This window comes from Povalibacter sp. (genome assembly GCF_036735925.1).
Classification (GTDB): Bacteria; Pseudomonadota; Gammaproteobacteria; order Steroidobacterales; family Steroidobacteraceae; genus Steroidobacter.
This window is the reverse complement of record NZ_DAINNK010000081.1, coordinates 1-21,155: the sequence shown is the minus strand read 5'-3', so window position 1 is coordinate 21,155 and position 21,155 is coordinate 1. Positions and strand designations below refer to the sequence as shown.

Here is a 21,155-nt window from a genome sequence, read left to right as displayed (position 1 = left end):
CCCGAACGCACGATGAGATTCTGGTTCGGTGCGACCACGGCGATGCCGGCAAGAAATTCCTCGCGGCTTTCCACTTTCTTCGAAGACAGGCCGAAGATCTTGTTGCCCTTGCCGCGCGGCAGTTCCGGCAGATCGCCGACGGGGAACGCCAGCAGCTTGCCGTCGCTGCTGACGGCGCAGATCAATGCGCCCTCGGCCGTCGACACCGGCGACGGGGCCAGCACGCCTGAGCCGTCGGGGACTTTCAGCACGGCTTTGCCGGCCTTGTTGCGCGAATAGAGCTCTTCGAGCTTCACGATGAAGCCATAGCCTGCATCGGACGCCAGCACCCAGCGATCGGCGGGCTCGCCCATCATCACGCCGGCGAACGTCGCGCCCTCCGGCGGATCGATGCGGCCCGACAACGGCTCGCCCTGGCCGCGCGCCGACGGCAATGTGTGCGCCAGCAGGCTGTAAGCGCGACCGGTACTGTCCAGAAACACCGCTTGCTGCGTGCTGCGTCCGCGCGCCGCGGCCTGGAAGGAATCGCCCGTCTTGTACGACAGCGTCGCGGGATCGAGTTCGTGGCCCTTTGCCGCACGCACCCAGCCGCGCTTGGACAACACGACCGTCACCGGCTCGGCCGTCACGAGTTCGGTTTCGTCGATGGCCTGCGCCGCCGCGCGCTCGACGATCTTGCTGCGACGGTCGTCGCCGAAGGTTTCCGCATCGGCGATCAGCTCTTCGCGCACCAGCTTGTTGAGGCGCGCCTTGCTCTTGAGGTTCTTTTCCAGTTCGTCGCGTTCCTCGGCCAGCTCCTTCTGTTCGCCGCGGATCTTCATCTCTTCCAGCTTGGCGAGATGGCGCAGCTTGGTCTCAAGGATCGCTTCGGCCTGGATTTCGGTGAGCGAGAAGCGCTTCATCAGTACCGGCTTCGGTTCTTCTTCGCGACGGATGATGCGGATCACTTCGTCGAGATTCAGATACGCCGCGAGCAGGCCGTCGAGGATGTGCAGCCGCGCCAGCACCTTGTCGAGCCGCCACTGCAGGCGTTTCGTCACGGTGTCGAGGCGGAACGTCAGCCATTCCGTGAGCAGCGACTTCAGATCCATCACGCGCGGCCGGCCGTCGAGCCCGATGATGTTGAGATTCACGCGGTAGGTGCGTTCGAGATCGGTGGTCGCAAACAGGTGCGCCATGAGCTGCTCGACGTCGACGCGGTTCGAGCGCGGCACGATGACGATGCGGGTCGGATGCTCGTGATCCGACTCGTCGCGCACGTCTTCGACCATTGGCAGCTTCTTCGCCTGCATCTGCGCGGCGATCTGCTCCTGGATCTTGCTGCCGGAGACCTGGTACGGGAGCTGCGAGATCACGATCTCGCCGTCCTCCATCTCGTACACGCAGCGCGCACGGATCGAACCGGAGCCCGTCTTGTAGATCTGCCGGATCTCGTCCTTCGAGGAAATGATTTCGGCGCCCGTGGGAAAATCCGGCCCCTTGATGCTCTTGCACAGATCGCCGAGCGTCGTCTCCGGATCGTCGATCAGCTTGACGCAGGCGTTCACGACTTCGCGCAGGTTGTGCGGCGGCACGTCGGTCGCCATGCCGACGGCGATGCCGGTCGCGCCGTTCAGCAATACGTTCGGCACGCGCGCCGGCAGCAGCACCGGCTCTTCGATCGTGCCGTCGAAATTCAGCTGCCAGTCGACCGTGCCCTGACCCAGCTCCGACAGCAGCAGCGCCGCATATTTCGTGAGCCGCGATTCGGTGTAGCGCATGGCGGCGAACGACTTGGGATCGTCCGGCGAACCGAAGTTGCCCTGCCCGTCCACCAGCGGATAGCGATACGAGAACGACTGCGCCATCAGCACCATCGCCTCGTACGCGGCCGAGTCGCCGTGCGGATGGAACTTGCCGATGACGTCGCCGATGGTGCGCGCCGACTTCTTGTGCTTCGACGCCGCCGACAGGCCGAGTTCGCTCATCGCATAGACGATGCGGCGCTGCACGGGCTTGAGCCCGTCGCCGATGTGCGGCAGCGCGCGATCGAGGATGACGTACATCGAATAGTCGAGGTACGCCTTCTCGGTGAAGGCGCGCAGCGGCTGGCGTTCGATGCCTTCGAAATTGAGTGGTGCTTGGCTAGACATGTTGTTGGAAGTGACGTAGGTGACAAAAGTGACGAAGGCCGGACGATTGAAGCGATGACGTTCTGACCCTCGTGACCTCCGTCACCCTCGTCACTTGCGTCACCTTCCCCCTCAGATCTGCGCCAGATTTCCCTTGGTCTCGAGCCACTCGCGCCGGTCGCTGGCGCGCTTCTTGGCCAGCAGCATGTCGAGCATCTGGTCGGCTTCGTCTTTCGCTTCGACGGTGAGCTGCACGAGACGACGCGTTTCCGGCGCCATCGTCGTTTCGCGCAGTTGCAGCGCGTTCATCTCACCGAGTCCCTTGAAGCGCGTGACCACCGGCTTGGAGCGAGGATGTTCGGCGGCGATGCGATCGAGCAGGCCGGCGCGTTCCGCGTCGTCGAGCGCGTAGTACACCTGCTTGCCCACGTCGACGCGATACAGCGGCGGCATGGCGACATACACATGTCCCGCCAGCACCAGCGGGCGGAAATGGCGCAGAAACAGTGCGCACAGCAGCGTGGCGATGTGGGCGCCGTCGGAATCGGCGTCGGCGAGGATGCAGATCTTGTGATAGCGCAGGCCGCTCAGATTCGCCGAACCGGGATCGACGCCGATGGCGATCGCGATGTGATGCACTTCCTGCGACTGCAGCACTTCGGACGCATCGACTTCCCAGGTGTTGAGAATCTTGCCGCGCAACGGCATCACCGCCTGGAATTCGCGATCACGCGCCTGCTTGGCCGAACCGCCCGCTGAATCGCCTTCCACCAGGAACAGCTCGGAACGCTCCGGTTCCTGCACTGAACAATCAGCGAGTTTGCCCGGCAGCGCGGGGCCGCTCGCGATGCGCTTGCGCGTGACGGCCTTCGACGCCTTGAGCCGCGCCTGCGCGCCGGCGATGGCGAGTTGCGCGATCTTCTCGCCCGATTCCGGATGCTGATTCAGCCACAGGCCGAACTGATCCTTGACGACGCCGGACACGAATGCCGCCGATTCGCGCGACGACAGCTTCTCCTTCGTCTGCCCGGCGAACTGCGCTTCCTTCATCTTGGTCGAGAGCACGTAGCTCACGCCGTCCCAGATGTCTTCGGGCGCGAGCTTCAGTCCCTTCGGCAGCAGGTTGCGGAATTCGCAGAACTCGCGGATCGCCTCGGTGAGACCGAGCCGCAAGCCGTTGACGTGCGTGCCGCCCTGCACCGTCGGAATCAGGTTGACGTAGCTTTCCTCGACGCGCGGACCGTCGTCGATGCGCCAGGCCACGGCCCACTCGGCCGCTTCCTGTTCGCCCTTGACGCTGCCGGCGAACATTTCCGGCGGCAGCCATTCGCCCTGTCCCAGCGCTTCGCGCAGATATTCGTTGACGCCGCCGGTGTAGAACCATTCTTCCTTTTCGCCCGTCTGTTCGTTGGTCAGCGTGACCTTGAGGCCGGGACACAGCACCGCTTTCGCCTTGAGCGTGTGCTTGAGCTTCGGGATGGAGAACGTCGGCGTTTCGAAGAACTGCGGATCGGGCCAGAAGCGTACCGTCGTGCCGGTGTTGTTCTTGCCGACCTCGCCGACGACATCGAGCTTCGAACTGACTTTGCCGTTCTTGAAGCCGATGTTGTATTCCTTGCCGCCGCGCTTGACCCAGCACTCCAGGTTCTTCGACAGCGCATTCACCACCGACACGCCGACACCGTGCAGGCCGCCGGCGAACTCGTAGTTCTTGTCCGAAAATTTTCCGCCCGCGTGCAGGCGCGTCAGGATCAGTTCCACGCCGCTCAGTTTTTCCTTCGGATGAATGTCGACCGGCATGCCGCGCCCATCATCCGACACCTGCAGCGAGCCGTCTTTGAAGACGGTGACGTCGATACGCCTGGCGTGTCCGGACTGCGCCTCGTCGACCGAGTTGTCGATGACTTCATGCGCCAGATGATTGGGCCGGCTCGTGTCCGTGTACATGCCGGGACGGCGGCGTACGGGCTCGAGGCCGCTGAGGACTTCAATATCGGAAGCGGTATAGGACTGGGCCATCTCGTTCGCGCGGGTTCGGACAACTCGGTGGGTTCGAAAGCGCGCGAATCTTAGCACCGGCCCGCCGCCGGTGTGCCAGCGACGCGGAGCAGCGACGTGCTGGCCGCTCAGACGAGATCGGCGGCCAGCGAATCCCTGATTGACCGCGGCAACGGTCGCACTTCGTGTTCGTAGTTTTCGTGGCTGATGCCGATGTTCACGTCGACGCCGGACTTCACCGCCGCAATCATCGCCGGCGTGAGTTCGAAGCGCAGGAAGTGCACCGCAGAGGTCTTCTCGTCGTTTTCCCGTTCGAGATCCTCGTCCGCAATCGCGTGCACTGCATCGAAGCCCGTCACCTGCACCCAGCAGCGATCCTCGATGCCCTTCAGGCGTGCCAGTTTGAGACGGCGTTCCTCGGCGTCGGGAAATTCGATGAGGAACGTCACCTTCCAGTTGCCGCCGTCGGGAATCAGCGGGTTGTAGGCATCCAGTTCCTCCTGGATTCCCGCGGATTCGAAGATCCGCTCGACGCGCAGCATTTCCTGGACCTGGTACTGGATGGTCAGCCGGTCCTCGAAGCACCAACTCGTATTCGGCCCGACGGTCAGGATGCGATTGCGCTTGTGCTCCAGCACCTTGCCGCGGAATGCCTTGCGCGACACGGAGTACTGCTCGAGGCTCATGAGGTCGGCGCGGGTCAGCTTGGGCATGTCAGATTCCGTAGGCGAGTCGCAGCAGCCTGAGCGGATGCGTCGGCGCCTTGTGCGACTCCAGTCCCGACTCGATCTGGTGGCCGGCCATCGGACAGTCGCTGCTGTAGTGATCCGCTGTTGCATCGTTCACGCGCCGGATCACCGGCTTGCCGATCTTCATCGACACGTCGCGATACTCGTGCTTCACGCCGTAGGTGCCGTTGTGACCGGAGCAACGCTCGATCGCGTCGACCTGCGTATCCGGAATCAGCATCAGCACATCGCGGGTCTTGAGTCCCAGGTTCTGCACGCGCAGGTGACAGGCGACGTGATAGCTGACCTTGCCGATGCGCCCGGGGAAATCCGTCTTCATCAGTCCCGCCTTGTAGCGCGCCCAGAGATATTCGAACGGATCGAACATGGCGTCGCGCACCCTGGCGACGGCGTTCTCTTGCGGAAACAGCAGCGGCAGTTCCTGCTTGAACATCAGCGTGCAGGACGGAATCGGCGTGACGATGTCCCAGCCTTCGTCGACTTTTGCGGCCAGTGCCGGGATGTTGGCATCCTTGAGGCGCTCGATCGATTCGAGATCGCCCAGTTCGAGCTTCGGCATGCCGCAGCATTTCTCCTGCCGCAGGATCGTCACCTCGATGCCGTTGTGTTCGAAGATCGCCGTCAGGTCCTCGTTCAGATCCGGCTCATTGCGATTGCCGTAACAGGTCGTGAACAGCACGACGCGTCCGCGCGTCTCGCCCGCCGGCTGCGCTTCGATGGCCTTGTCCCGGTGACGCTTGCGATAGCTGCGGCTGTGATACTCGGGGATCGGCGCCTGGCGGTGCACACCGAGCGCCTTGTCCATCAGCGAGCGCCCGGCGTCGGTCTTCGCGATGGCATTGACCATCTCGGCGATGACCGGAATGCCGGCGATCGATCCGACCCGATCCGTCGCGCTCAGAATCCTGTCGCGCGTGCGCACGGGCTGATTTTTGAACTTGAACGTCTTGGCCCGCAGCATCAGGTGCGGGAAATCGACATTCCACGGATGCGGCGGCACGTACGGACACTTGGTCATGTAGCACATGTCGCACAGATAGCAGTGGTCGACGACGTTCCAGTAGACCTTGCGGTCGACGCCGTCGAGTTCGCCCGTGCTCGATTCGTCGATGGCGTCGAACAGGGTCGGGAAGGAATTGCAGAGACTGAAACAGCGCCGGCAGCCGTGGCAGATGTCGAAGACCCGTTCCAGCTCCTTGAACAGCGATTCTTCGTTCAGGAACTCGGGATCTTTCCACGCGACCGGGTGACGCGTGGGCGCCTCGAGGCTGCCCTCGCGAGCGGGGGTGGATGGTTTGGAAGACACAGGAATGATTCGCAGCAGCGAAACCGTGCATCCCTCCCGCGAAGAGGGCCCTGCGAAGCGGGGGAAGGACAGGATGGGGGCGCCCCCTCCCTGACCTCCCCCGCTCCGCGGAGGAGGGAACGCGATGCCGTTACAGCGTATCCAGCGCCTTCTGAAACCGGTTCGCGTGCGAACGCTCGGCTTTCGCCAGCGTCTCGAACCAGTCCGCGATTTCATCGAAGCCTTCGTCGCGCGCCTGCTTCGCCATGCCCGGGTACATGTCGGTGTACTCGTGCGTCTCGCCGGCGATGGCGGCTTTCAGATTCAGCGAAGTGCCGCCGATCGGCAGGCCCGTTGCCGGATCGCCCACCCCTTCCAGGTATTCGAGATGGCCGTGCGCGTGGCCGGTCTCGCCTTCCGCCGTCGAACGGAATACGGCGGCGACGTCGTTGAATCCTTCGACATCGGCCTTGGCCGCGAAGTACAGGTAACGACGATTGGCCTGCGATTCGCCCGCGAATGCGTCCTTCAGGTTCTGCTCGGTCTTGCTGCCTTTGAGATTACTCATCGCATCAGATCCTCGCTGGTGGGATTAGACAGAGTCTAACTGCGGGAAAATCTAGACCTGCAGTCAGGGCAAGTCAACGCCGGCGCCTGACGGAAACTGCTCACATCGCCGGCAGCAGATTCACTGCATTTGACCCTCCCGGACCGCGCGGGCAAGCTTGCCGCCGCCCGCCACCTGAGCCACCACCGGACGTGCTTTCCCACGTGAGCAAGAAGCCAACGACGACACCCGCGACGAACAACGCCGACGCTCCGATCCCCGACTTCGAAGCCTCGCTGGCCGAACTCGAAGGCATCGTCGAAAAACTCGAGCAGGGCGAGCTGTCGCTGGAGGAATCGCTGCAGCAGTTCGAACGCGGCGTGCAACTCACTCGCCAGTGTCAGACGGCTTTGACCCAGGCGGAACAGAAGGTCGAGATCCTGCTGCGCAAGAGCGGCGGCGGCACCGACGAATTCGAAGCCAGTCCGTTCGAAACGGACGACGAAGACACCTGATCCCATTCCATCGTGACCATTCCCAGAGACTCAGGCTTCGCTCAGCGGCTCGAAGGCTGGCAGGCGCGCATCGAAGCCGAACTGGCAGCGAGACTGCCGGCGGCCGACACCCACCCCACGCGCCTGCACCAGGCGTTGCGCTACAGCGTGCTGAACGGCGGCAAGCGCATTCGCCCGGCCCTCGTCTATGCGACGGCCCTCTCGCTCGGACTCACCGAATCGCAGGTCGACGGCGCCGCGTGCGCGGTCGAATTCATTCACGCGTATTCGCTGGTGCACGACGATCTGCCAGCGATGGACAACGACGACATGCGGCGCGGTCGGCCGACCTGCCACAGGGCCTTCGACGAAGCGACGGCGATCCTGGTCGGCGATTCGCTGCAGGTGCTCGCCTTCCAGGCACTGGCCAATGGCCACGGATTGCCGCGGGATGCGGCCGTCCGGCTGCGACTCGTCGAAATCCTGGCCGAAGGCAGCGGCACCACCGGCATGGCCGGCGGGCAGGCCATCGATCTGGCCGCGCAGGGCCAGCAGCTGAGCATCGGCGAAGTAGACGAAATGCACGCCCGCAAGACCGGCGCGCTGATCCGCGCCAGCGTACTCATGGCGGCGTACTGCGCTGCGAACCTGCAAGCCCAGGTCAGGCAGGCGCTCGATCAGTATTCGCGCGACATCGGTCTCGCGTTCCAGATCCAGGATGATCTGCTCGATGTCGAAGGCGACAGTCAGTTGCTGGGCAAGGCAACCGGCACAGATCGGGCGCACGACAAGCCCACGTATCCCCAGATCATCGGCGTCGAAGCCGCCCGCCGGCGCATGCACGACCTGCACACCAGCGCACTGGTTGCACTCGAAACCATTGGACCGACCGCTGCACCGCTGGCCTCGCTGTCAGACTGGCTGGTCCTGCGACGGCACTGAAACCGATTGCGCTAAACTCGCCGACCATGACCAAACCCGAGTATCCGCTGCTGTCGACGATCGACTCGCCGGCCGACCTGCGTGCGTTGCCGGCTGCGCAGCTGAACGACGTCGCAACGGAATTGCGCCAGTACCTGATCGACACCGTCAGCCAGATGGGCGGCCACTTCGCCGCGGGCCTCGGCACGGTGGAGCTGACCGTCGCACTGCACTACGTCTACAACACGCCCGATGACCGGCTGGTCTGGGACGTGGGCCATCAGGCCTATCCGCACAAGGTGCTGACGGGCCGCCGCGACCGGCTGCAGACCATCAAACTGAAGGACGGCCTCGCGCCTTTCCCGACCCGCTCGGAAAGCGAGTACGACACTTTCGGCGTGGGCCACTCGAGCACTTCCATCAGCGCCGCGCTCGGCATGGCCATCGGCGCGCAGCGCGCCGGGCAGAAGCGTCGCATCGTCTCGATCATCGGCGACGGCGCGCTCAGCGCCGGCATGGCGTTCGAGGCACTGAATCACGCCGGCAGTCTCGACGTCGACATGCTGGTCATCCTCAACGACAACGACATGTCGATTTCCGAGAACGTCGGCGCGTTCTCCAACTACTTCGCGCGCGTTCTGTCGGGCAAGCTGTACGCGAACCTGCGCGAGGGCGGCAAGAAGGTGCTGCGCCGCATGCCGACGGTGTGGGAACTGGCGCGTCGCTCCGAAGAACACATGAAGGGCATGGTGCTGCCCGGCACGATCTTCGAGGAGATGGGCTTCAACTACATCGGTCCCATCGATGGTCACGATCTGAATGCACTGGTCGCCACGCTGAAAAACCTGAGCGAGATGCGCGGTCCGCAGTTCCTGCACGTCATCACCCGCAAGGGCAAAGGGTATGCGCCGGCGGAGGCCGATCCGATCAAGTGGCACGGCCCCGGTCCGTTCGATGCCAAGAGCGGCGTGATCTTCAAGGAGAAAGCCAGCGGCCCGAGCTACTCGCAGGTGTTCGGTCAATGGCTCTGCGACATGGCCGCACTCGACTCGCGCGTCGTCGGCATCACGCCCGCCATGCGCGAAGGCTCGGGGATGGTCGAGTACTCGAAGAAATTCCCCGATCGCTATTTCGATGTCGCGATCGCCGAGCAGCATGCCGTGACGCTCGCCGCCGGCATGGCGTGCGAAGGCCTGCGACCCGTGGTCGCGATCTACTCCACCTTCCTGCAGCGTGCCTACGACCAGCTGATCCACGACGTGGCGCTGCAGAACCTGCCGGTGACGTTCGCCATCGATCGCGCCGGACTGGTCGGCGGCGACGGCGCCACGCACCAGGGCAGCTACGATCTGTCGTACCTGCGCTGCATTCCCGGCCTGATCGTGATGGCGCCGGCCGATGAAGACGAATGCCGGCAAATGCTGTTCACGGCGGTCGAAAGCGAACAGCCGGCCGCGGTGCGCTATCCGCGCGGCCAGGGCCCGGGCGTGGCGATCCAGTCAGACATGCAGGCCCTGCCGATCGGCAAGGCGCAATCGCGGCGCGAAGGCCGCAGCGGGCTGGCGATCGTCGCCGTCGGCGCGATGGTGCCGTTCTGCGAACGCATCGCCGAACAGCTCGATGCAACGCTGATCAACCTGCGTTTCATCAAACCCCTGGATGAAGAACTGCTGCTGCGGATCGCGGGCAGCCACCGCGCGCTGGTGACGGTCGAGGAGAACGTGGTGGCCGGCGGCGCCGGCAGCGCGATCGCCGAATGCCTCAATGCCCACGGCTTCACGCTGCCCACCCTGCACCTGGGCATCCCCGACCGCTTCATCGAACACGGCTCGCGCAACGATTGCCTCACGGCGGCGGGACTGGATATCCCGTCGATCGAAGCGGCGATCAGGCGCTGGTGGCAGGTGCCGGCGAAGGCGGCGGCGAGATAAATCCCGGAAGCGGAGATTTCACACGGAGTTCACGGAGACCACGGAGATCGGAGAAGTTCGGATTCCGATTTCCAACCTCCGTGTTCTCTGTGATCTCCGTGTGAAATCCGAACTCTTCAGTTCGGACTCTGCAGCCGGCTGATCAGGCTGCGCAGGAACACCTTGTTGAACCGTAGCTGGCAGGCGGCCGAGGACTGCTCCAGCAGCGTCGAGCTCACCTTCATCAGCGTGACGTCGCTGATCGCCTTGATGGTCGCGAGGCGCTTGGCGCCGCGTACATAGCTGGTTTCGCCGAAGCAGTCGCCCGCTTCCAGTTCACCCACGCCGTTGCCATTGCGCATGACGCCGGCATTGCCCGAGACGATCACGTAGAAGCGATCGTCCATTTCGCCTTCCTTGACGATCTCCTCGCCCGCCGCGTAGTCCTGCCAGGTGCTGGCGCGCAGCACTTCGAGAATTTCGGCCTGCGAGAAATCGTGGAAGAACTTGAGGGTACGCAGGATGGAGAACTGTTCCTGCCGGTCGATCTTGGACGAGCCTTCGCGCAGCGTCTGGTGGACGCGCGTCAGGTCGGCCGCGAGTTCCAGGCCGTTGCGATAGCGCTTGGCGGGATCTTTCTGCAGCGCCTTGGCGACGGACTCTTCCAGCAGTTCGGGCATCTCGGGCCGCAACGCGTGAATCGGCTGCGCCGTGGCGTAGACGATCTGGTGCAGCAGCTTCGACAGATTGCCGCCGCGGAACGGGCGGAAACCGGTCAGCAGTTCGTACATGACCGCACCGAGCGAATACAGATCGGAACGGTTGGTGATCTCCAGCGACTGCACCTGCTCCGGCGACATGTACGAGGGGCTGCCGGCGATGCCTTCGATGCGCGAGATCTCGGAATCGGCGACCAGCGCAATGCCGAAGTCGATGATGCGCACGTCGTTCGCCTGCGTCAGCATCACGTTCGACGGCTTGATGTCGCGATGGATCACGCCGCGGCTGTGCGCGTAGTGCAGCGCCTTGGCGCACTTGTACATGATCTCGACGACGTCATCGATCGGCAGCAGGTTGTCCGGCTTGCAGTAGGCCGACAGCGTGCGCGCGCCGTGCACGTGTTCAGTGACGATGTAGTAGTGGCCGTCCTCTTCGCCCGCGTCGTAGATCGGCAGGATGTTCGGATGCTGCAGCATGCCGACCATGTGCGCTTCCGACAGGAACATCTTGCGCGTGACGCGCGCGCGATCCTCGTCGTGCGATTCGAGGTTGTAGACCTTGATCGCGACGTCGCGGCGATAGTAGGGATCATGCGAAAGATAGACGACGCCGGTGCTGCCTCGTCCCACTTCCTTGACGATGACGTACTTGCCGACCTTGTCGGGAGCGCGCTGTTCGCGTGTCGCGGGACGCTGGGCCATCAGGTTGCTCGAAGGAGACTTCACCGAAGTTCTTATGACTCGACGACGGTCAGAACGAGGAGACAGGCGGCGGCGAACAGGCCAGCCAATATGTCGTCGAGCATAATTCCCAGGCCGCCGCGGAGTCTGTGATCGGCCTCGCGGATCGGCCAGGGCTTCCAGATATCGAACAGGCGAAACAGCGCGAAGCCTGCAACCCACCAGGTCCAGTCACGCGACGGTGCCGCCAGCATCGTAATCGTGAAGCCGGCGATTTCATCCCAGACGATCCCCGAATGATCGTGCACGCCCAGGCGTCGGGCACTTTCGCCGCAAATCCAGACGCCGGTCACACATGCCGCGATTGCAAACGCAACGTGAACCTGCCAGCCGAACTGCATGATTCCCGCGACGATGGGAATCGCGATCAAGGTGCCGAAGGTCCCCGGCGCACGCGGCAACAGTCCTGCACCGAAGCCGAACGCGAGCAAGTGGACCGGCTGGCGCAACAGCCGCGGCTCCGCCGTCCACTTCATGAGGATTCCTTTGCCGAAAAGTGGTCATAGCCGCGGCGCTTCACGTCGACGACCTGTCCCTCGCGCACGCAGACCACCGATGAGCCGGCTTCGATGCGGCCGATACAAATGCAGGAAGCGGGAACCTTCGCGACATCGAGGGGATCGACCGTGAACAGCAGTTCGTAGTCATCGCCGCCAGCCAGTGCCAGATCGAGCGCAGTCTGCGCATCGAACAGTTCGCCGATGGCCGACGACCTGGGCAGTTGCTCCAGTTCGACACGCGCACCGCAGCCGCTGGCCGCACACAACTTGTCGAGGTCGGTGAGCAAACCATCCGAAATATCCATCGCTGCTGTCACGATCGTACGCAGCTCGCGGCCCAGCGCGATTCGGGGCTCAGGTCGCAGAAAGCGTTGTCGCAGATGATCCGCTGCCAGCGAATCGCCGCGTTCGCTCTGGATCAACGCAAGACCTGCAGCGGCCTCGCCCACCGCACCCGAGACAAACACCAGATCGCCGACGCGGGCACCGCCGCGCGTCAGCCAGCGATCCGTCTCGACGTATCCGGCAACCTGCACGCTGATCACCATCGGACCCTTCACGGTGTCGCCGCCGATCAGCGCGACGTCGTGGCGTTGCGCCAGTTCGAACAGCCCGCGGGAGAATCCTTCGAGCCAGTCCGCATTCGATTCAGACAACGATAGCGACAGCGTCATCCACGACGGCTGCGCGCCCATGGCCGCCAGGTCGCTCAAGTTCACCGCGAGAGCGCGATAGCCGATGTCCGCAGCCACGGTACCGGCAGGAAAATGGACGCCTGCGACGATGGTATCGAGCGCGACGACCAGTCGGCGATCTGCCGGTGTCGCCACTACTGCGGCATCGTCACCGATGCCAAGCAGCACATCGCTTCGCCCGCTGTTGCGCGCGAAGTACTTGGCGATGATGTCGAATTCGCCGAGGCTCATGGGAAGCAAGATTAGCCGCAAAAATGCGCAAAAGTCACAGGCCGGAAATCACTGGTTTCCGACCTTTGCGTCCCTTGCGCCTTTTTGCGGCTATTTTTTCTCGGCAGATCGGAGCTGGCTGGCCGCGCGATCCAGCACCGCATTCACATACTTGTGCGCATCCGTCGCGCCGAAGCGCTTGCACAGATCGACGCCCTCGTTGATGACGACGCGGTAGGGAATGTCGAGGCGGTTGAGCAGTTCGTAGGTGCCGATCATCAGGATCGCCGTCTCGACCGGGTCGAGCTGTTCGAGCGGCCGGTCGATGAAGGGCTTGAGGACAGCGTTGATCTTTTCGCTGTCGGCGATGCAGCCCTTCAGCAGCTCGGTGAAATATTCCTTGTCCGCGCCGTCGGACTCTTCATCGGCGAGGAACTGCAGGTTGATGTCGGCCGCCGACTGCCCCGTCAGCTGCCACTGATACAGCGCCTGCATCACGAGCTTGCGCGCAATGGAGCGCGCGCGGGTGCCGCGATTGCGCTTCTTTTCCGGCGTGGCGGTCACTGCTCGATCTTGCGCAGCAGGTTGGCGAGTTCGATGGCGGTCACGGCGGCGTCCGCACCCTTGTTGCCCGCCTTGGTGCCGGCACGTTCCACCGCCTGTTCGATGGTGTCGGTCGTCAGCACACCGAACGCGACAGGGATGCCCGTATCGTTGGCTACGCGTGCGAGGCCTCCGGCGCATTCGCCAGCGACGTAGTCGAAGTGCGCAGTCGCGCCCTTGATCACGGCACCGAGCGCGATGATGGCGTCATAGCGCTTGCTCAGCGCCAGCTTGCGCGCGACGACGGGAAGGTCGAAGGCACCCGGCGCGCGTACGATCTCGATCTGCTTGTCGCTCGCGCCATGCCGCTTGAGCATGTCCACGGCGCCGCGCACCAGCTGTTCGACGATGAAATCATTGAAGCGCGACGCGAGGATCGCGAAGCGCAGCTCGCGAACCTGGAGGTCGCCTTCGAGGGTTTTGATGGAATCCATGACTTGAAACTTGAGTGTTGAGGCGCGGGGAGTATAGCGGGCTCACCCGTCCACGTACTCCACCACTTCCAGTCCGAAGCCCGACAGGCCATGCATCTGCTTCGGCGCGGACAGCACGCGCATCCGGGAAATGCCGAGATCGCGCAGGATCTGCGCGCCGATGCCGTAGGTTCGCAGCACGCTGGCGCCGGGCGGGCGGGTCGCAATGGCCGCGTCTGCATGAGTCAGCGACTGGACGGCATCCATCAGATCGCGGGCGGTTTCTTCGGGCCGCAGGATCACAACGACACCCTGCCCCTCCTGCGCGATGCGTTGCATGGCCGAACGCAGCGGCCAGCCGAGCAGTTCGCTCTGGATGCCGACGGCATCGCGCAACGTGTCCTTGAGATGCACGCGCACGAGCGGCACGTGGTTGCCGTCGAGCCTGCCGCGCACCAGCGCGAGATGCACGGTGCGGTTGACGTGATCTTCGTAGCAGAGCATCTGGAACGGACCGAACTCGGTCTGGATCTGCTGCTCGGCGATGCGCTCCACCGAGCGTTCCTTCTCCAGGCGGTAGCGGATCAAATCAGCGATCGTGCCGATCTTGAGGCCATGAAGCTGTGCGAACTTTTCCAGATCGGGACGGCGCGCCATCGTGCCGTCTTCATTGAGGATCTCGACGATGGCAGCAGCCGGCTCCATTCCCGCGAGACGCGAGAGATCGCAGCCCGCCTCGGTGTGACCTGCGCGCGTGAGCACGCCGCCGGCTTGCGCCATCAAGGGGAAAATGTGTCCGGGCTGACGCAGGTCTTCCGGCCGCGCATCGCGTTTCACGGCGGCGCGAATCGTCTGTGCGCGATCGTGCGCGGAGATGCCCGTCGTGACGCCTTCGGCCGCCTCGATCGAGACGGTGAAGTTCGTGGCGTGATCCAGATGCGTGTGACTGACCATCAGCGGCAGGCGCAACTGACGGCAGCGATCACCCGTCAGCGTGAGACAGATCAGGCCACGCGCATAGCGCGCCATGAAGTTCACATCCTCGGCACGCACGCTTTCGGCGGCCATCACGAGATCGCCCTCGTTCTCCCGATCCTCATCGTCCATGATGATGACCATCTTGCCGGCGCGGATATCGGCCAGGATTTCGTCGATCGAATTGAGTTTCATGCGGAGAGTCGGCTATTGGCTTCGTAGCTGCGGCCGCAGCACGAGTTTCACGTCGGGGCCCATCGCCTCGGTGCGCTGGAGCGCGAATTGTACGCGATCGGCCAGCCGTTCCAGTCGCGGCAGGCGCAGCATGGGGCGCGCGTCGGGGCCGAGCAGCACCGGCGCCATGTACACAATCAGTTCATCCACCCATCCGGCTTCGATGAAAGCCCCCGCCAGCGTCGGACCGGCTTCGATCAGCACGTCATTGCATTGCAGACGGCCCAGTTCGACCAGTACGCGGGCCAGATCGAGGCGGCCGGCGATCGTCTTCGCAACGGGCACGACCCGCGCGCGCTGCTCGATCTCCACGCGCCGCGGCGCATCCTCGGCGGCGAAGACGATGACTTGGCCTGGGTCCTGAAACAGCCGCGCCGTTGCCGGCGTACGCAGCTTCGAATCGAGCACGACCCGCAGCGGCACACGGCCGCGCAGATCGAGATCCGGATCGCGCACGGTGAGTTGCGGATCGTCGGCGAGCAACGTCTCGATGCCCGTCAGTACGGCGCCGGACTCGGCTCGCAGCTTCTGCACATCGGCGCGCGCTGTCTCGCCCGTGATCCAGCGGCTCTCGCCATTGGCGAGCGCCACACGGCCATCGAGACTCGCACCGATTTTCACGACGACCCGCGGCAGACCGGTCGTCATGCGTTTCTCGAAGCCGGCATTCAGTTCGCGCGCTTCCGCTTCGAGCAGACCCGATTCAGCCTGCACGCCGGCATCCAGCAACTGCTTCACGCCCGCGCCGTGCACGGCGGGATTCGGATCGAGCGTCGCGCTGACGACCCGCTTCACGCCGGCATCGATGAGCGCTCGGGTACAGGGCGGAGTCCGGCTTTGATACGAGTGCGGCTCCAGGCTCACGTACGCGGTTGCGCCGCGCGCTGCCTCGCCGGCCGCCTGCAATGCGATCGGCTCGGCATGCGCTTCACCGGACTTGCGATGCCAGCCTTCGCCGACGATCTGCTCGCCCTGCACGATCACGCAGCCGACGCGCGGATTGGGCGGTGCCGAATAGCGCCCGAGCGCCGCCAGTTCCAGCGCGCGGCGCATCATGCGGCGATCGAACTCGGTGAACTGCGCCGTCATCAGCGCTTCTTCCGCTTTTCCGGGTTGTTCCACAACGCCAGCTGGCTTTCGGTTTCCTGACGCGTACGACGATGGCGCATGCGGTCGATCTCTTCGCTGAAGGCGTCGACATCCTGGAAGCTGCGGTACACCGAGGCGAAGCGTACGTACGCGACTTCGTCGAGATCGTGCAGTTCTTCCATCACCAGTTCGCCGACCGTGCGCGACGGCACTTCGCGCTCGCCCATGGCCCGCAGTTTGTTGCAGATGTGCACGACTGCCGCGTCGATGGACTCGCTCGCGACGGGGCGCTTTTCCAGCGCCTTTAGCATGCTGCCGCGCAGCTTCTGTTCGTCGAAGGGCTGGCGGCTCTCATCGCTCTTGATGATGCGCGGCATGACGAGCTCCGCGCTTTCGAAGGTCGTGAAGCGCTCGCCGCACTTCAGACATTCACGGCGGCGGCGGATCTGCTGCCCCTCGCTCGCCAGCCGCGAGTCGATGACCTTGGTTTCTTCGAAGTTGCAGAAGGGGCAGTGCATTTGGATCCGGTGACGAGGGTGACGGAAGTCACGAAAGTGACGCGGGTCGGACCCTCGTCACCTTCATCACCCTCGTGACTCTCGTCACTTCGCCCGTCCGTACACCGGAAACTTCGCACAGATCGCCTCCACCTTGCCGCGCACCTTGGCCACCGCCTCCTCGCCGCCATTGGCATCGAGGATGTCGGCGATCCAGCCGGCGAGTTCGGTGACTTCCGCTTCCTTGAAGCCACGGGTCGTAGCAGCCGGGGTGCCGATGCGCAGGCCGCTGGTGACGAACGGCGGACGCGGATCATTCGGCACCGCGTTCTTGTTGACCGTGATGTGGGCACGGCCGAGCGCGGCATCCGCGTCCTTGCCGGTGATGTCGCGGCCGATCAGGTCGACCAGGAACAGATGATTGTCGGTGCCGCCGGAGACGATCTTGTAGCCGCGCTTGATCAGCGCGTTGGCCATCGCGCGGGCGTTCGTCACGACCTGTTGCTGATACGCCTTGAAATCCGGCTGCAGCGCTTCGAGCAGCGCGACGGCCTTGGCCGCGATGACGTGCATCAGCGGACCGCCCTGCGTGCCGGGGAACACCAGCGAATTGAGCTTCTTTTCGATCTCCGGGTTCGCACGCGCGAGGATCAGGCCGCCGCGCGGACCGCGCAGCGTCTTGTGCGTGGTGGTCGTCACGACGTCGGCGAATGGAACCGGATTCGGGTAGACGCCGGCGGCAACGAGGCCCGCGACGTGCGCCATGTCGACCACGAAGTAGGCACCGACGCTGTCGGCGATCTTGCGGAACTTCGACCAGTCGATGACGCGCGAGTACGCGGAGAAGCCGGCGATGATCATGCGCGGCTTGTGTTCCTGCGCCAGCCGCTCGACCTGCGCGTAGTCGATCTCGCCCGACGTCGGATCGATGCCGTACTGCGCGGCCTTGAAGATCTTGCCCGAGAAATTCACCTTGGCGCCGTGGGTGAGGTGGCCGCCGTGATCCAGACTCATGCCGAGGATGGCATCGCCCGGATTGATCAGCGCCAGATACGCCGCGGCATTGGCCTGCGAGCCCGAGTGCGGCTGCACGTTGGCATAGTCGGCGCCGAACAGCTTCTTGGCGCGGTCGATGGCGAGCTGTTCCGCGATGTCGACGAATTCGCAGCCGCCGTAGTAGCGCTTGCCCGGATAGCCTTCGGCGTACTTGTTGGTGAGCACCGATCCCTGCGCTTCCAGCACGCGCGGGCTGGCGTAGTTCTCGGAGGCGATCAGTTCGATGTGATCTTCCTGGCGCTTCACTTCGGCATCGATGGCCGCCTTCAATTCAGGATCGAAACCGGCGATTTTCTGATCGGCTGGGAACATGGAGGGGGACTCGCACCGCAGGGGGAAAAGGGGCCGGGATTGTACAAGATGCCGCCTCTCTTCTCTGCCTGTGGGGCCGGCTTCAGCCGGCCTCCGGAATGTCGGGCTGAAGCCTGACCTACAGGCGGAGGCCGGCTGTGACCGAAGGGAATCCCACGGGAAAGCCGGCCCCACAGAAGATGAAGCTCAGGAATCGACCAGCGACTGGACCACGCCCGACCATGCCCGCGCCAGATTGCGCCGGTTGTAACCGCCGCCGCCCATCGCGACCACGCGGCCATGGCCCAGTCGGTCGGCGATGGCACACAAGCGGGCCGCGGCATGGGCATGCGCCGCTTCGCTGAAGGCCAGATGGGTCAGGGGATCGCCCTCGACACTGTCGGCGCCGCACTGGAGCAGGATGAATTCCGGCCGGCCTGCTTCGACGTACTCCTCCACCCGCGACCAGGCGGCATGGAATTCCGCATCGCCGGCACCGGGCGGCAACGGAATGTTCAGCTTCGTTCCGCGGGCCGGGCCGCTGCCGGTTTCCTCGCTGTTGCCGGTGCCGGGATACAGGTGGCGACCGTCTTCATGCAGGTCGGCAAACAGCAGGTCCGGGTCCGATTCGAAGCCATAGAAGACGCCGTCGCCGTGATGGGCATCGATATCGACGTAGGCGATCCGCTTGAGACCATGCTGGCGGCGGAGCTGCTCGATGGCGACACCGCAATCGTTGAACACGCAGAAACCGGCCGCACCGGTGCGTGACGCATGATGCAGGCCGGCGATCGGAATGAAGGCGCGTCGTACCCGGCCTGCCATCACGGCATCCACGGCATTCAGCGTCGCACCGACCACATGGCTGGCCGCCTCGAACACGCCCTTCCAGGCCGGCGTATCGCCCGCATCGAGAAAGCCCAGGCCGCTCACCGAACGGCTCTGTACCAGATCGATGTACTCGGGCTGGTGAAACGACTCCAGTTCCTCGCGAGTGGCCTCACGTGGCGCACCGCGGATCACGCGCTGATCCAGGCCTCGCGACTGCAATTCGCGCAGGAAGGCCTCATGCCGGTCTGGCCCGAAGGGATGCCCGTTGGGAAAGCCGTACCGGGCGATCTGTTCGCCGATGACCAGCAGGACCGGGGTGGTGGCAGCGTTGCTCACGCCGCGAGCATGGAGCGGCGCCGGCGGGATTGGAAGGCTCTCTTGCTGTGGGTCAGGCTTTAGCCTGACTCCGAAGAAGGCCGGCTGAAGCCGGCCCCACAGTGAAGAAGCGGAGAGATATCATCCGCCCTCCTTTGTCCGCCCTGCTCCGAGAAATTTTCGCAATGGCCCAGTTCATCTACACCATGAATCGCGTTTCCAAGGTCGTCCCGCCGAAGCGGGTGATCCTGCGCGATATCTCCCTGTCCTTCTTTCCGGGCGCCAAGATCGGCGTGCTGGGCCTGAACGGTTCGGGCAAATCCTCGTTGTTGCGCATCATGGCGGGCGTCGACAAGGAACACGACGGCGAAGCACGACCCCAGCCCGGCACCAGGATCGGCCTGCTCTCGCAGGAGCCGCAGCTCGATCCGACCAAGGACGTGCGCGGCAATGTCGTCGAAGGCGTCAGCGAAGTGCAGTCGCTGATCGATCGCTTCAACGCGGTGAGCGACAGGTTCTCCGATCCCGATCTCGGCGAAGACGACATGAACAAGCTCCTGGAGGAACAGGCGAAGCTGCAGGACGCCATCGACGCCAAGAATGGCTGGGAACTGGAGCGCAAGCTCGAAGTCGCCGCCGATGCCTTGCGTCTGCCGCCGTGGGATGCCGATGTCACCAAGATTTCCGGCGGTGAGCGGCGCCGCGTCGCGCTGTGCCGCCTGCTGCTGTCGCAACCCGACATGCTGCTGCTCGACGAACCGACCAACCATCTCGACGCCGAATCGGTCGCGTGGCTGGAACGCTTCCTCGAAGCCTATCCCGGCACCGTGATCGCCGTGACGCACGATCGCTACTTCCTCGACAACGTCGCCGGCTGGATTCTCGAACTCGATCGCGGTCACGGCATTCCGTGGCAGGGCAACTACTCGTCGTGGCTCGAACAGAAAGAGAAGCGGCTCGCCACCGAAGAGAAGCAGCAGGAAGCACTGCGCAAGGCGCTGGAACGCGAACTCGAGTGGGTGCGCCAGAATCCGAAGGCGCGCCAGGCCAAGAGCAAGGCCCGCATGCAGCGCTTCGAGGAACTGTCGTCGCAGGAATTCCAGAAGCGCAACGAAACGAATGAAATCTACATTCCGCCCGGTCCGCGCCTGGGCGACCTGGTGATCGAAGCGAAGAACCTCAAGAAGGGCTTCGGCGACCGCCTGCTGTTCGACAATCTCAGCTTCAACCTGCCCGCCGGCGGCATCGTCGGTGTCATCGGCCCGAACGGCGCCGGCAAGACCACGCTGTTCCGCATGATGACGGGCCAGGAAAAGCCCGATGCCGGCGAATTGCGCATCGGCCCGTCGGTGCAGCTCGCGTACGTCGATCAGTCGCGCCAGTCGCTCGATGATTCCAAGACCGTCTGGCAGGAAATTTCCGGCGGCCTCGACATGATCACGGTCGGCAACTACGAAACGTCGTCGCGCGGCTATGTCGGCCGCTTCAATTTCCGCGGCACGCAACAACAGCAGGTGATCGGCGAACTCTCGGGCGGCGAACGCAACCGTGTGCATCTGGCCAAGGTGCTCAAGTCCGGCGGCAACGTCCTGATGCTCGACGAACCGACCAACGATCTCGACATCGAAACGCTGCGCGCGCTTGAAGAAGCGCTGCTCAGCTTCCCCGGCTGCGCCATCGTGATCTCGCACGATCGCTGGTTCCTCGACCGCATCGCCACCCACATCCTCGCCTTCGAGGGCAACTCGGAAGTGGTCTGGTTCGAAGGCAACTACGCCGAATACGTCGAAGACCTGCGCCGCCGCAAGGGCGACGATGCCGATTCGCCGCATCGCATCCGGTACAAGAAGCTGGACGCGTGAATCTGCCCCCGAAGCGGAGGAGTGTTGGGGTAGGGCCTCTTACTGTGGGGCCGGCTTGAGCCGGCCTCTTTTCAGAAGTCAGGCTGAAGCCTGACCTACAGAAACCCCC

At 64.0% G+C, this 21,155-nt stretch carries 19 protein-coding genes; 4 read left to right on the top strand and 15 right to left on the bottom strand.

Annotated elements, in window-relative coordinates; genetic code table 11:
• The 5 genes from parC to V7D81_RS19230 form a co-directional block, all read right to left on the bottom strand.
• Positions 1 to 2,132, bottom strand: a 2,132-nt coding sequence (parC, locus tag V7D81_RS19250; RefSeq protein WP_324319299.1) for a DNA topoisomerase IV subunit A, incomplete at its 3' end; no start/stop codon positions are given.
• Positions 2,133 to 2,243: 111 nt separating this feature from the next.
• The gene (gene parE / locus V7D81_RS19245) at positions 2,244 to 4,130 is read right to left on the bottom strand and encodes a DNA topoisomerase IV subunit B (RefSeq protein WP_324319297.1); all 1,887 of its coding nucleotides are present in this window, start codon (positions 4,128 to 4,130) and stop codon (positions 2,244 to 2,246) included.
• A gap of 107 nt (positions 4,131 to 4,237) precedes the next feature.
• On the bottom strand, positions 4,238 to 4,822 hold the full coding sequence (locus V7D81_RS19240; protein ID WP_324319295.1) for a DUF3501 family protein: 585 nt from the start codon (positions 4,820 to 4,822) through the stop codon (positions 4,238 to 4,240).
• 1 nt (position 4,823) lies between these two features.
• Complete coding sequence (locus V7D81_RS19235; protein WP_324319293.1) at positions 4,824 to 6,164, bottom strand: heterodisulfide reductase-related iron-sulfur binding cluster; 1,341 nt, start codon at positions 6,162 to 6,164, stop codon at positions 4,824 to 4,826.
• Between the two features lie 130 nt (positions 6,165 to 6,294).
• Positions 6,295 to 6,711, bottom strand: a complete 417-nt coding sequence (locus V7D81_RS19230; RefSeq protein WP_324319290.1) for a rubrerythrin family protein — start codon at positions 6,709 to 6,711, stop codon at positions 6,295 to 6,297.
• Positions 6,712 to 6,914: 203 nt separating this feature from the next.
• Here V7D81_RS19230 and V7D81_RS19225 point away from each other — a divergent pair, with 203 nt between their 5' ends.
• Genes V7D81_RS19225 through dxs form a run of 3 tightly spaced genes read left to right on the top strand, consistent with a single transcriptional unit; the run spans position 6,915 to position 10,036 of the window.
• On the top strand, positions 6,915 to 7,205 hold the full coding sequence (locus tag V7D81_RS19225) for an exodeoxyribonuclease VII small subunit (RefSeq protein WP_349257694.1): 291 nt from the start codon (positions 6,915 to 6,917) through the stop codon (positions 7,203 to 7,205).
• 12 nt (positions 7,206 to 7,217) lie between these two features.
• Positions 7,218 to 8,126: a polyprenyl synthetase family protein gene (locus V7D81_RS19220; RefSeq protein WP_324319288.1), complete on the top strand. Its 909-nt coding sequence runs from the start codon at positions 7,218 to 7,220 to the stop codon at positions 8,124 to 8,126.
• Between the two features lie 26 nt (positions 8,127 to 8,152).
• Entirely contained in the window at positions 8,153 to 10,036 is a 1,884-nt protein-coding gene (gene dxs, locus V7D81_RS19215) for a 1-deoxy-D-xylulose-5-phosphate synthase (RefSeq protein WP_324319286.1), read from the top strand.
• Positions 10,037 to 10,152: 116 nt separating this feature from the next.
• On the opposite strand, the gene V7D81_RS19210 is transcribed toward dxs, so the two are convergent.
• From V7D81_RS19210 to V7D81_RS19165, 10 genes are all read right to left on the bottom strand, one after another.
• Positions 10,153 to 11,460: a serine/threonine-protein kinase gene (locus V7D81_RS19210; protein ID WP_324319284.1), complete on the bottom strand. Its 1,308-nt coding sequence runs from the start codon at positions 11,458 to 11,460 to the stop codon at positions 10,153 to 10,155.
• A gap of 8 nt (positions 11,461 to 11,468) precedes the next feature.
• The gene (locus tag V7D81_RS19205; RefSeq protein WP_324319282.1) at positions 11,469 to 11,951 is read right to left on the bottom strand and encodes a phosphatidylglycerophosphatase A family protein; all 483 of its coding nucleotides are present in this window, start codon (positions 11,949 to 11,951) and stop codon (positions 11,469 to 11,471) included.
• Entirely contained in the window at positions 11,948 to 12,901 is a 954-nt protein-coding gene (gene thiL / locus V7D81_RS19200; protein WP_324319280.1) for a thiamine-phosphate kinase, read from the bottom strand. The genes V7D81_RS19205 and thiL overlap by 4 nt, the downstream gene beginning before the upstream one ends.
• A gap of 90 nt (positions 12,902 to 12,991) precedes the next feature.
• Entirely contained in the window at positions 12,992 to 13,444 is a 453-nt protein-coding gene (gene nusB, locus V7D81_RS19195; RefSeq protein ID WP_324319278.1) for a transcription antitermination factor NusB, read from the bottom strand.
• A complete protein-coding gene (gene ribH, locus V7D81_RS19190) occupies positions 13,441 to 13,917 on the bottom strand; it encodes a 6,7-dimethyl-8-ribityllumazine synthase (RefSeq protein ID WP_324319276.1) in 477 nt (158 codons plus the stop codon). The genes nusB and ribH overlap by 4 nt, the downstream gene beginning before the upstream one ends.
• A gap of 42 nt (positions 13,918 to 13,959) precedes the next feature.
• On the bottom strand, positions 13,960 to 15,066 hold the full coding sequence (gene ribBA / locus V7D81_RS19185; protein ID WP_324319274.1) for a bifunctional 3,4-dihydroxy-2-butanone-4-phosphate synthase/GTP cyclohydrolase II: 1,107 nt from the start codon (positions 15,064 to 15,066) through the stop codon (positions 13,960 to 13,962).
• Between the two features lie 12 nt (positions 15,067 to 15,078).
• Positions 15,079 to 16,194, bottom strand: a complete 1,116-nt coding sequence (ribD, locus tag V7D81_RS19180; protein WP_324319272.1) for a bifunctional diaminohydroxyphosphoribosylaminopyrimidine deaminase/5-amino-6-(5-phosphoribosylamino)uracil reductase RibD — start codon at positions 16,192 to 16,194, stop codon at positions 15,079 to 15,081.
• Entirely contained in the window at positions 16,194 to 16,712 is a 519-nt protein-coding gene (gene nrdR / locus V7D81_RS19175; protein WP_324319270.1) for a transcriptional regulator NrdR, read from the bottom strand. The genes ribD and nrdR overlap by 1 nt, the downstream gene beginning before the upstream one ends.
• An 84-nt stretch (positions 16,713 to 16,796) precedes the next feature.
• Positions 16,797 to 18,059: a serine hydroxymethyltransferase gene (gene glyA, locus V7D81_RS19170; RefSeq protein WP_324319269.1), complete on the bottom strand. Its 1,263-nt coding sequence runs from the start codon at positions 18,057 to 18,059 to the stop codon at positions 16,797 to 16,799.
• Between the two features lie 186 nt (positions 18,060 to 18,245).
• Positions 18,246 to 19,205, bottom strand: coding sequence for an acetoin utilization protein AcuC (locus tag V7D81_RS19165; RefSeq protein WP_324319267.1), 960 nt, complete (start codon positions 19,203 to 19,205; stop codon positions 18,246 to 18,248).
• A 164-nt stretch (positions 19,206 to 19,369) separates the two neighbouring features.
• On the opposite strand from V7D81_RS19165, the gene ettA reads away from it, so the two are divergent.
• Entirely contained in the window at positions 19,370 to 21,046 is a 1,677-nt protein-coding gene (ettA, locus tag V7D81_RS19160; protein WP_324319265.1) for an energy-dependent translational throttle protein EttA, read from the top strand.
• The last annotated feature ends 109 nt before the right edge of the window (positions 21,047 to 21,155 follow it).